General features: G+C 44.0%; 10 protein-coding genes. 2 read left to right on the top strand and 8 right to left on the bottom strand.

Annotation, left to right across the window (positions count from 1 at the left end):
- Positions 1–563 precede the first annotated feature (563 nt).
- The 7 genes from VJL_RS23160 to dusA all read right to left on the bottom strand — a co-directional run bounded on the left by VJL_RS23160 (position 564) and on the right by dusA (position 7570).
- Positions 564–1343, bottom strand: coding sequence for a phosphoadenylyl-sulfate reductase (locus VJL_RS23160; protein ID WP_038865467.1), 780 nt, complete (start codon positions 1341–1343; stop codon positions 564–566).
- Positions 1336–3072, bottom strand: a complete 1737-nt coding sequence (gene cysI / locus VJL_RS23155; protein ID WP_038881670.1) for an assimilatory sulfite reductase (NADPH) hemoprotein subunit — start codon at positions 3070–3072, stop codon at positions 1336–1338. The genes VJL_RS23160 and cysI overlap by 8 nt, the downstream gene beginning before the upstream one ends.
- Positions 3072–4943, bottom strand: coding sequence for an assimilatory sulfite reductase (NADPH) flavoprotein subunit (locus VJL_RS23150; protein WP_038881669.1), 1872 nt, complete (start codon positions 4941–4943; stop codon positions 3072–3074). The genes cysI and VJL_RS23150 overlap by 1 nt, the downstream gene beginning before the upstream one ends.
- A gap of 116 nt (positions 4944–5059) precedes the next feature.
- Positions 5060–5290, bottom strand: coding sequence for a hypothetical protein (locus VJL_RS23145; protein ID WP_038865472.1), 231 nt, complete (start codon positions 5288–5290; stop codon positions 5060–5062).
- A gap of 151 nt (positions 5291–5441) precedes the next feature.
- Entirely contained in the window at positions 5442–6110 is a 669-nt protein-coding gene (locus tag VJL_RS23140) for a TIGR04219 family outer membrane beta-barrel protein (protein ID WP_038881668.1), read from the bottom strand.
- A 100-nt stretch (positions 6111–6210) separates the two neighbouring features.
- Positions 6211–6426: an envelope stress response protein PspG gene (gene pspG / locus VJL_RS23135; protein ID WP_038881667.1), complete on the bottom strand. Its 216-nt coding sequence runs from the start codon at positions 6424–6426 to the stop codon at positions 6211–6213.
- Positions 6427–6589: 163 nt separating this feature from the next.
- Positions 6590–7570 (bottom strand): tRNA dihydrouridine(20/20a) synthase DusA, encoded by a 981-nt coding sequence (dusA, locus tag VJL_RS23130; RefSeq protein WP_038881672.1) that lies wholly within the window; start codon positions 7568–7570, stop codon positions 6590–6592.
- Between the two features lie 284 nt (positions 7571–7854).
- Here dusA and zur point away from each other — a divergent pair, with 284 nt between their 5' ends.
- Together zur and VJL_RS23120 are read left to right on the top strand one after the other, a co-directional pair.
- A complete protein-coding gene (gene zur / locus VJL_RS23125) occupies positions 7855–8319 on the top strand; it encodes a zinc uptake transcriptional repressor Zur (protein WP_038865518.1) in 465 nt (154 codons plus the stop codon).
- Positions 8320–8328: 9 nt separating this feature from the next.
- A complete protein-coding gene (locus VJL_RS23120) occupies positions 8329–8790 on the top strand; it encodes a chemotaxis protein CheX (RefSeq protein ID WP_005381269.1) in 462 nt (153 codons plus the stop codon).
- 103 nt (positions 8791–8893) lie between these two features.
- Here the strand turns inward: VJL_RS23120 and pgi are convergent, their stop codons facing one another.
- Entirely contained in the window at positions 8894–10546 is a 1653-nt protein-coding gene (gene pgi, locus VJL_RS23115) for a glucose-6-phosphate isomerase (RefSeq protein WP_038881666.1), read from the bottom strand.
- Positions 10547–10719: the final 173 nt, after the last annotated feature.

Genomic DNA, 10719 nt, shown 5'->3' with positions numbered 1-10719 from the left:
TATCATTCCAACAGAATGATAATGAATTGACTGTGCCAAGTCCGAAGACTTGATTGGTCACTCAGTTCATTGAAACCTAATTTGAAACTGCTCTTTATTAAGAGAAATTTCTAATTGGATTATCATCAACGAGTGCCCACACAGATTGATAGGTCTATATTTTTAAAGAGCGATTCTTCTTTGTGACTCACATCACTTCGGAAGAGGCGGCCATTCTAGCGAGATAATTTTTTGTGTCAAACACTTTTTCAAATTATTTCGCTTTTTTTTCTGACCTTATCGACGTTGCTTGAACCCTTGTGAGCGCTTGCCCTGTCGATGAGGTGGCATTATAGAGATCGCGCTCACGTTGGCAAGTGTTATTTTGCAAAAATTGCAAAAATAATGGTTAAACGTCGACTTTTCATTCAAAGGCTTATTTATCCAACTTTACCCCAAAGAGTTAAACAACTTATCCACAGAGTTATACTTTTTTGCCCATTTTTACTTACTGTAAATAAAGAAAGCTGCTTTACAGCAGCTTTCTTTATTTAGCCGATACGTGTGTTTCGGCGTCTAAATGACTAGATGCCAGAACCATCTTGTTCTGCGCCCTCATCTTCATGAAGACCACACTCTCGTTTTAAACCGAAGAAGCGGGTTTCTTCTTCTGACATGCCTGGTTCCCACTTCCTTGTTGTATGAGTATCACCTACCGAAAGATATCCTTGGTCCCATAGAGGGTGATAACTTAAACCATGTTCTTCTAGGTAGTAATGCACATCTTTATTCGTCCAGTCGATCACTGGTAAGAATTTAAATACACCATTTTGAATCGACAAGATTGGTAGACCTGCACGAGATTGGCTTTGCTCTCGACGCAATCCTGAAAACCAAGTACCGACATTTTGCTCACGCAGAGCCCGTCGCATTGGTTCTACTTTGTTTATCTTGTTGTACTTTTCAATTCCCTCTATACCTTGTTCCCAAAGTTTTCCGTAACGTGCTTCTTGCCAATGGGCGCTTTCTTTTGCTCGGTATACTTTAAGGTTGAGGCTCAGTTGCGCTTTCAACTGGTCAATAAATTGATAAGTCTCCGCAAATAGATATCCGGTGTCCGTTAGGATGATTGGAATGTCCGGCTTTTGTTGTGTCACAAGATGGAGCATCACTGCTGCTTGGATACCGAAACTGGATGAGACTGCGAACTCCCCTTCCAAATTCTCCAATGCCCACTTTACTCTCTCTTGTGCCGAAAGCTGTTCGAGCTCGACATTGATTTGAGCAAGACGGAGGATTTGCTCCGTCTTAGTTAATGTCAGTAACTCTGCTAGCTCCGGGTTGGACGCTACAGAATCAAGCATGGAAATCCCTCTTTGATATAAACACTTCTTGGATAATGCCAGCTCGAATCGTGAAATCGCCAAATGCTTCGCCTTCTTCACGTTCGGCAGCCCAACGAGCCACCAGCTGATCAATCTCTTCTAAGATTTGCTTATCCGTAATGTTCTCTTTATACATCTTCGGTACTCGAGTACCGCCGCGGTTACCACCTAGGTGTAAGTTGTATCGACCCGGAGCTTTACCAACTAAGCCGATTTCTGCCAACATTGCTCGGCCACAGCCATTTGGACACCCTGTTACACGAAGAATGATATTGTCTTCTTCCGATAGACCATGCTTTTCTAGAATATCTTCAACATCAGTAACAAACTGAGGAAGATATCGTTCAGCCTCAGCCATCGCGAGCGGACAAGTAGGAAATGCGACACACGCCATCGAGTTCTTACGCTGCTCACTCACACCATCATTCATTAAGCCATGTTCACGAGCAATCTTCTCGATCTTCGATTTTTGGCTTTTTGGTACACCAGCAACAATCAAATTTTGGTTTGCCGTCATACGGAAATCGCCTTTGTGGATTTTGGCAATTTCAGCAACACCTGTCTTAAGTGGTTTACCCGGGAAATCCAACAGACGACCGTTTTCGATGAAGAGTGCTAGGTGATGCTTACCATCGATCCCTTCAACCCAACCAATACGGTCACCACGTTCTGTTAATTCGTAAGGGCGACTTTGCTCAAACTTAACACCAGCACGCTTTTCTACTTCTGCTTTAAAGACATCACTTCCGACACGATCTAATGTGTACTTCGTTTTTGCATTCTTACGGTTCGAACGGTTACCCCAATCACGTTGCGTCGTTACTACAGCAGCCGCAACATCAAGCGTTTTCTCTAATGGGATAAAACCAAAGTCATCCGCTCTGCGTGGATAAGTTGATGTATCGCCATGCGTCATCGCGAGACCACCACCAACGAGCACGTTAAAACCAACCAGCTTGCCGCTATCTGCAATCGCTACGAAGTTAAGATCGTTAGCGTGTACGTCTACGTCATTTTGCGGTGGGATAACCACTGTGGTTTTAAACTTACGTGGTAGATAGTTCTTACCTAGAATCGGTTCGTCTTCTTCCGTGCTTTCTACTTTTTCACCGTCTAACCAAATCTCTGCGTAAGCGCGTGTCTTCGGTAATAGATGTTCACTGATCTTCTTCGCCCACTCGTAAGCCTCTTGGTGTAGCTCCGACTCCACTGGATTAGTGGTACACAACACGTTACGGTTAACATCACCCGCGGTGGCAATCGAATCAATACCAATGCTGTTGAGCGTTTGGTGCATCAACTTGATATTTGGTTTTAGCACGCCGTGGAACTGAAACGTTTGACGAGTCGTAAGACGAATACTTCCATATAAAGAGTGCTCAGTTGCAAACTTGTCGATCGCTAGCCATTGCTTTGGCGTAATGATGCCGCCCGGCATACGTGCACGAAGCATGACATTGTGCAACGGCTCCAACTTTTGCTTAGCACGCTCATTACGGATATCGCGATCATCTTGCTGGTACATTCCGTGGAAACGAATCAACTGGAAGTTATCTGCAGTAAAACCACCGGTAACGCGGTCTTGTAGATCTTGTTCAATCGTTCCACGTAGTAAGTTACTTTCTCTTTTAAGGCGCTCGTTATCCGAGAGTGGACCAAGTACCTCACCTAATACTTCTTGGCTGTTTGATTGTTCATTCGCGCTCATTAGTACACATCCCTTTGGTAACGTTTCGCTTTACGTAGATCGTTGATAAATGCTTCGGCTTCTTCACGAGATAGCTTGCCTTGTTGCTCGGCTACAAATACCAGCGCATCGTGAACATCTTTTGCCATACGAGTGGCATCACCACATACATAGATGTAGGCACCATCTTGAATCCATTGCCACACTTGTTCAGCGTTTTCTAGGATGCGATGTTGAACATAAACCTTCTCTGCTTGGTCACGACTAAACGCAACATCAAGGCGAGTCAGCAAACCTGACTTGAGGTACTTCTGCCATTCCACTTGGTAAAGGAAATCTTGGGTAAAGGTACGGTCACCAAAGAACAACCAGTTCTTGCCTTCCGAGTCACGGTTATCACGCTCTTGAATAAAACTACGGAAAGGCGCAATACCGGTACCAGGGCCAACCATGATGATTGGTGTGTTGTCATCTTGTGGCAGTTTGAAGTTATTGTTGTGCTCAACAAACACTTTCACTTCACCACCTTCTTCCAGACGTTGAGCGAGGAAACTCGATGCGCCGCCATAGCGCTTCTCATCACCTTTATCGTATTCAACTAATCCTACGGTTAGGTGAACCTCTTCATCAACTTCGGTTTGGCTTGAAGCGATAGAATATAGGCGAGGTGTCAATCGACGAAGTAAACCAACCAACTCTTCTGCACTTAGCTTGGTCTTCTTCTCCGCAAGCACATCTACGACTTGAGTGTTTGCTGCGTACTCACGAAGTTTGTCTTTATCTTCCACTAGCTTTTGTAGTTTCTTACTACCAGATAGCTCTGCAAATTTGGTGACAAACTGAGGGTTTGATGCGGTGATTTCATATTTGCTAACCAATGCACTATGAATAGAAAGGCTTTCACCATCCACTTCTACACTTTCTACACCGGATAGACCAGCCTTAGCTAAGATGGCATTGGCTAATTCTGAACTATTATCGAACCACACACCTAAAGCATCGCCGGCTTGATAAGTTAAACCTGAGTCTTCGAGGTCAATCTCTACGTGGCGAACATCTTTGTCCGAATCACGACCCGTGATTTTCTGGCTAGTCAGTAACGTTGCGGTATATGGGTTTTGCTTGTTATAAGCAGAGTGACCAGGAGCGGCTTGACCAACAGGAAGTTGAACCACTTCCGCTTCGTTACCAGAAGAAAGCGCTTCTTTTACTTGCTCAAGCGCTTGTTTACGCCACTCTGCGGCCGGCGCTTCGTAATCCACATCACAATCAATGCGATCGATGAAGGCAGTTGCACCTAGCTTAGATAAGTAAGTATCGAAGTCTTTACCCGTTTGGCAGAAAAATTCGTAGCTAGAATCGCCAAGAGCGATCACCGCATATTGCAGGTTTGGTAGCTTAGGCGCTTTCTTTGATTGAAGGAATTCATGCAGCTCAATGGCATTATCTGGCGCTTCACCCTCTCCATTAGTGGACGCAACGATGATTACATGCGTTTCTTTAGCAAGATTTTTGCCTTTGTAATCACTAGCATCAAATAGCTCTACAACAATGCCTTCTGCTTTGGCTTCTTGCTCTAGTGCTTCAGCAACACCTTTCGCATTGCCGGTTTGAGAAGCAAAAATGATGCTTAGCTTGCCTGCTGGTTTTGCAGCGACAGAAGCAGCAGCCTGTGCTATTGGGCCTGCAGCTGCTGAACTTGGTTGGTTTTGCGCTAAACCCCAAAAATAACCACTGACCCAAGCGAGTTGTTGTGAAGATAACTCAGAGACAGTTTGCTGGAGTGAACTAAATTGCTGGTCATTCAGAGGGCTTGCGATTGGTGGGTTTCCACCTTGCCCATTATTTTCTTCCGACACATTCTTGTAAGACTCATTCTTTTGAAAAGACATTGTCACGACATCCCTATTCATTGCGTGACGATAGATTAACCACTCTCCCTAATAACAAGAAAGAATAGATGTGAATGTTTTATAACTTTTTGGAAGTAAGAAAATCAAAGTTAGGGTCAACGATCTTCAATCCGAACTTGTTGAAAGCCGACTGCCATGGCCGATTTAGAGGCCGTATCGAGGTCATCATAGAGACATTCTTCCCCATGAGTATCGGTAAGACAGACAAAACCACCACGGGCATGCCTAAACTCAACAACCCAACCTCCTTCTTGTATTGAAGGTTCGATAATGGCTTCTACCAGCTGGTTATCACGAAATAGATGTCTCAATTCATTTATTGTCATCGCAATCCTTGCTCCAACTTTTATACATTGCTCCTAAATAAGCATGGTCGAAGTCTGAAAACTTGGGCGATTAATTCGATTGAATATAATGAAGTGATATAAAAAAACGCCGCTTATAAGGCGACGTTTTAAAGGAATAAGTTAATTATGTTTAGAAAGAGTATTGAGCACCAACAAAGAAGCCATCAGCAAAAATGAACTCTTTACCTAAGCTCGATAAGAACTCTTCTGACTCAAGGTCAATCACACGGTAGCCACCACGGAAGGTCAATTCAGATTCCTGGAAAGGGATACGGTACTGAACACCAGCCATTAGGTCGGTGCTCTTGATGCCTTTGCTATCGCCGAAGTTCATCTCACCAATCACATCGAAGTTGGTATTAGGTACGGTGATTTCTGCGTAGCCATACCAAGCCCAGATAAGTTCATCAAACTCTTCCGTACGGGCATTTGTACCCGCATCCACATACTTAGTGTCACTCAAATTACTAAAGGTCAGACCCGCATCGAAATGCAGTAAGTCATGTTCAAGAATTTGGTAGTAAAGAGTGAGATCTAATTTGTCGAAACCCATGTAATCTGCATCAACGTTAGAATAACGAAGGCGAGTATTTGGCACGTATTTTATGTCGTGCTCAACCGCAGCATAGAAAGAACCAGTTGTATTGCTATCTCTTCTTACTTCATTAACTTTAGTATCTGCCACCCACACTTCTGCACCTACAGTGGTAGTAAAAGAAGAAGCTTCTTCATTTGCAAAACAAGGATAAGACGCTGCCAACGATAGTGTCGTTAAAGCGATGGTCGCTTTATATGTCATGTAATTTTTACTCCGAGATAGCTGATTTCAACATTAAGGGGCATGTGAGAAATATTATCATACTCTCACTGCCCTCTATCAACTAAATCTCTACAATCCGTTACTTATAGCGCGGCTGGGCAACGAAGTTTTTGAAAAACCATATACCAAGTGCTATCACAATTAACCAGGGCAATAATTTCAATACCGCTCCAACCATACCAAGTAAGAACATCACGATTAACGCAATACCCGTCGCGGCAAATACAGTCACCATCGTAATACCAGTCACGAGCAAAGTTGCCGCAAATACTAAAATAAAGATCAGCTCCAACATAATCACTTCTCCTTTGTTTTAGTTTTACTAGAGCAGGTTCTGTACCAACTTATTAAAACAAGAATAAAACCATGATCTATAAGTAAAAATAAAGCCAGAGACATTTCTGCACTCTGGCTTTTCTATTTGTGAGTTGGTAATTTTCACCAACCACTGGTGAAATTTACACGTTCAATTCTTTTGGAATCTTCGCCAGTGCATCTTGCAACACCTCTAAACCAGAACCTGGCTTGTGTGCATTCTCACTGATGTGGCGACGCCATTGACGAGCACCAGGCATACTTTGAAATAAGCCCAACATATGACGAGTGATGTGGCCAATGTAAGCACCCTTTGCAAGTTGTGCTTCGATATACGGGTACATCTCTTCAACGATCTCACTGCGCTTCTTCACTGGTGCGGTTGAACCAAACAATTCTTGGTCAACAGATGCTAGCAAGTAGGGGCTTTGATAAGCTTCACGACCAATCATCACACCATCTAAATGTTGTAGATGCTCTTTCGCTTCTTCTAATGACTTTACGCCACCGTTCACAGCGATAGTCAGGTAAGAGAAATCTTTCTTCAACTGGTAAGCGCGTGGGTAATCCAACGGTGGAATCTCACGGTTTTCTTTCGGGCTTAAACCACTTAACCATGCTTTACGCGCGTGGATGGTGAACTGCTCACAGCCGCCTTTCTCTGAGACGATAGATACAAAGTCCGTTAGGAACTCGTAAGAATCTTGGTCATCAATACCGATACGAGTTTTTACCGTAACAGGAATATCAACCACGTCTTTCATCGCCGCAACACAGTCCGCAACCAGTTGAGGCTCTGCCATTAGGCATGCACCAAAGCGACCGTTTTGAACACGATCAGATGGGCAACCCACGTTTAGGTTAATCTCATCGTAGCCACGCTCTTGGGCTAACTTAGCGCACGTTGCCAAATCAGCTGGGTTTGAACCGCCAAGTTGAAGGGCTAACGGGTGCTCTTCTTCGTTATAAGCTAGGAAATCTCCTTTTCCATGAATGATCGCACCTGTTGTTACCATTTCGGTGTACAGCAGGGTTTCTTTGGTCATTAAGCGATGGAAGTAGCGACAATGACGATCCGTCCAATCCAACATTGGTGCTACAGAGAGCCTGCAAGAATGAGTCATGATATAAACACCCGTTTTTACGTTGCCAAGGTAGAGCGCGGCGTTGCGCCCCAAAAATTAAGTCGGGTATTGTATACCCACCGTGCAATGGATGCGAGCGCTGTGAATCGCCGCCCCAACACCCTATTTCGGCATTGGTATCTCGTTCTGTGATATCCGTTGCTCACTCTACTCTTCATCGACTTGCTTTAGTTCATGATTTTCGGTCTGATAGTAGGTAAAATGCAGTATTTCTAAACGAACTTCGTATAGAAATGGTTTATCATAAAGCACGTCCGATAGTTATGGTGAAAGATTTGGACCCAACAATCCTTGAACAAATTGAACAAATCTGCGCTGAGCGCGGAGTAAGATTGACGCCGCAGCGCCGACGCGTTTTTGAGCTAATTTGTTCTAATCGCCGCGCCTCTAGTGCGTATGAGCTATTGGAGCAACTGAAAGAGAGTGAGCCTCAGGCTAAGCCACCGACTGTTTATCGAGCATTAGATTTTCTTCTAGAACAAGGCTTTATTCATCGAGTGGAATCAACGAACAGTTTTATTACTTGTTGTTCGTTCAATACTCAACAGCATTTTTTCCAACTGTTAATTTGCGATAAATGTGGCGATGTCGTTGAACTCGAAGACGAGACGCTGATATCCTTATTAGCCAATAACGCCGAGAAACATGGATTCAAGCTAACGAATCAAGTTATCGAAACCCATGGCGAATGCCAGGCGTGTTCCTCGGAGACGAAAGAAGAAAGATAGAAGAACGTTATGCGCGCTGAATTTGTAAACCCGTTTTTAGCTTCTTTAATGAATGTTCTAAAAACTATGGCTTCGCTAGAATTGAAGCCACAAAAACCGCGAATCAAGAAAGATGAGATCGCACGAGGTGACGTTTCTGGTCTTATTGGTATGGTTGGCCCACAAACTCGTGGTTCAATGTCGATTACCTTTGATGAAGCGTTAGCACTAGAAATCATGCAAAACATGCTTGGAGAACGTCCAAACGGACTGAACGAGGAAGTGACTGACATGGTTGGTGAGATCACTAACATGGTGACTGGTGGTGCGAAACGTATTCTAGCGGAAAGTGGGTTCGACTTTGATATGGCAACGCCAGTTGTGGTATCAGGTAGAGGCCATACCATTCGCCACAAGTGTGAAGGCTCAATCATCATCATGCCTTTCTCTTCACAGTGGGGAAATGCCTTCATCGAGATTTGCTTCGAATAATAGAGAATAAATAAGTTGGTAAATGCCAACCTATTTGTTTCTGTCTCAGACAATAAAAAAGGTCAGCACTTGCTGACCTTTTCTTTTTCTATCTATTCAAACATTAAGCTTTAAAAGCTTTGAATGCGTTGATTAGACCGTTTGTAGAGCTGTCGTGTGAACTGATTTCAGAACCGTCAGCTAGCTCAGGTAGGATTTGGTTTGCTAGTTGTTTACCTAGCTCAACACCCCATTGGTCGAAGCTGAAGATATTCCAGATAACGCCTTGAACGAAGATTTTGTGCTCGTACATTGCGATCAGGTTACCTAGCGTGCGAGGTGTGATTTGCTTAACTAGGATAGAGTTCGTTGGGCGGTTACCTTCAAATACTTTGAACGGTACTAGAGACGCCATTTCTTCTTCACTCTTACCTGCTTTCGCAAATTCTGCTTGCACTGTTTCTGCAGGCTTACCAAATGCCAAAGCTTCTGTTTGTGCAAAGAAGTTAGACATCAGTTTTTGGTGGTGGTCGCTTGCTGGGTTGTGGCTGATTGCTGGTGCAATAAAATCACATGGGATCAACTTAGTGCCTTGGTGAATCAGCTGGTAGAACGCGTGCTGACCGTTAGTACCTGGTTCACCCCAAATGATAGGACCAGTTTGGTAAGTCACTGCGTTACCTTCACGGTCAACATACTTACCGTTAGATTCCATGTTACCTTGCTGGAAGTACGCCGCGAAACGGTGCATGTACTGGTCGTACGGTAGGATTGCTTCAGACTCAGCGCCATGGAAGTTGTTGTACCAAATACCGATCAAAGCAAGAATTACAGGGATGTTGCTTTCTAGATCTGTCGATACGAAGTGGTTATCCATCTCGTGAGCACCGTCTAGAAGCTCGATAAAGTTGTCGTAACCTACAGCCAATGCAATTGAAAGACCGATTGCTGACCATAGTGAGTAACGACCACCAACCCAATCCCAGAACTCAAACATGTTGTCTGTATCGATACCAAACTCAGACACTGCAGGAGCGTTAGTAGAAAGCGCTGCGAAGTGCTTGGCAACGTGTGCTTGATCGCCAGCAGTTTCTAGGAACCAATCACGAGCAGAGTGCGCGTTTGTCATGGTTTCTTGAGTCGTGAATGTCTTAGACGCGATCAAGAATAGTGTTGTCTCTGGATCGACTTTCTTCAGAGTTTCAACGATGTGAGTACCATCAACGTTAGAAACGAAGTGCAGGTTTAGGTGGTTTTTGTATGGTGCTAGTGCTTCAGTCACCATGTAAGGACCAAGGTCAGAACCACCGATACCGATGTTTACGATGTCTGTGATTGCTTTACCTGTGTAACCTTTCCACTCACCGCCAATTACGCGATCAGTGAATGATTTAATTTTCTCAAGAACTGCGTTTACCGCAGGCATCACGTCTTCGCCGCCAACCATTACTGGCTTGTTAGAACGGTTACGCAGTGCCGTGTGAAGAACAGCGCGATCTTCTGTTTTGTTGATTGCTTCACCACTGAACATCGCTTCAATTGCTGACTTAAGCTCAGTCTCGTTAGCAAGAGCGAAAAGGTGCTTCAGAGTGTCCTCGTTGATTAGGTTCTTTGAATAATCGACTAGGATGTCTGAGCCGAAGCGTGCAGAGTATTTGTCGAAACGCGCTGCGTCTTGAGCAAATAGCTCTTTCAGATCCATATCTTGTGCAGATTCGAAATGCGCAGTTAGCGCTTTCCAAGCTTGTGTTTGCGTTGGATTGATATTTTTCAACATGGTCTTTATCCCGATGTTACAGTAGGTTCCATTCCTTACAGTCTAGCGAAAACTGCGGAATCCCCGATTTAGCAAATAGAATATAAATAAGATGTTAGGGCGAATTGCCACAAAACAAGTCTTTGTAATTTTTTTTCAGCCATCAATTATGACGGAGTGCCTTTACACTCACA

Origin of the sequence: Vibrio jasicida CAIM 1864 = LMG 25398, from assembly GCF_000400365.1 — a bacterium.
Classification (GTDB): domain Bacteria; phylum Pseudomonadota; class Gammaproteobacteria; order Enterobacterales; family Vibrionaceae; genus Vibrio; species Vibrio jasicida.
The sequence above is the reverse complement of the archived record's forward strand: the minus strand, read 5'-3'. Positions and strand labels throughout refer to the sequence as shown.

Bases quoted from the DNA above. Each gene is read 5' to 3' on its own strand.
- dusA (WP_038881672.1), bottom strand. From the start codon at position 7,570: ATGACTCATTCTTGCAGGCTCTCTGTAGCACCAATGTTGGATTGGACG.
- VJL_RS23160 (WP_038865467.1), bottom strand. From the start codon at position 1,343: ATGCTTGATTCTGTAGCGTCCAACCCGGAGCTAGCAGAGTTACTGACA.
- zur (WP_038865518.1), top strand. From the start codon at position 7,855: ATGGTGAAAGATTTGGACCCAACAATCCTTGAACAAATTGAACAAATC.
- VJL_RS23120 (WP_005381269.1), top strand. From the start codon at position 8,329: ATGCGCGCTGAATTTGTAAACCCGTTTTTAGCTTCTTTAATGAATGTT.
- VJL_RS23150 (WP_038881669.1), bottom strand. From the start codon at position 4,943: ATGTCTTTTCAAAAGAATGAGTCTTACAAGAATGTGTCGGAAGAAAAT.
- cysI (WP_038881670.1), bottom strand. From the start codon at position 3,072: ATGAGCGCGAATGAACAATCAAACAGCCAAGAAGTATTAGGTGAGGTA.
- VJL_RS23140 (WP_038881668.1), bottom strand. From the start codon at position 6,110: ATGACATATAAAGCGACCATCGCTTTAACGACACTATCGTTGGCAGCG.
- VJL_RS23145 (WP_038865472.1), bottom strand. From the start codon at position 5,290: ATGACAATAAATGAATTGAGACATCTATTTCGTGATAACCAGCTGGTA.
- pspG (WP_038881667.1), bottom strand. From the start codon at position 6,426: ATGTTGGAGCTGATCTTTATTTTAGTATTTGCGGCAACTTTGCTCGTG.
- pgi (WP_038881666.1), bottom strand. From the start codon at position 10,546: ATGTTGAAAAATATCAATCCAACGCAAACACAAGCTTGGAAAGCGCTA.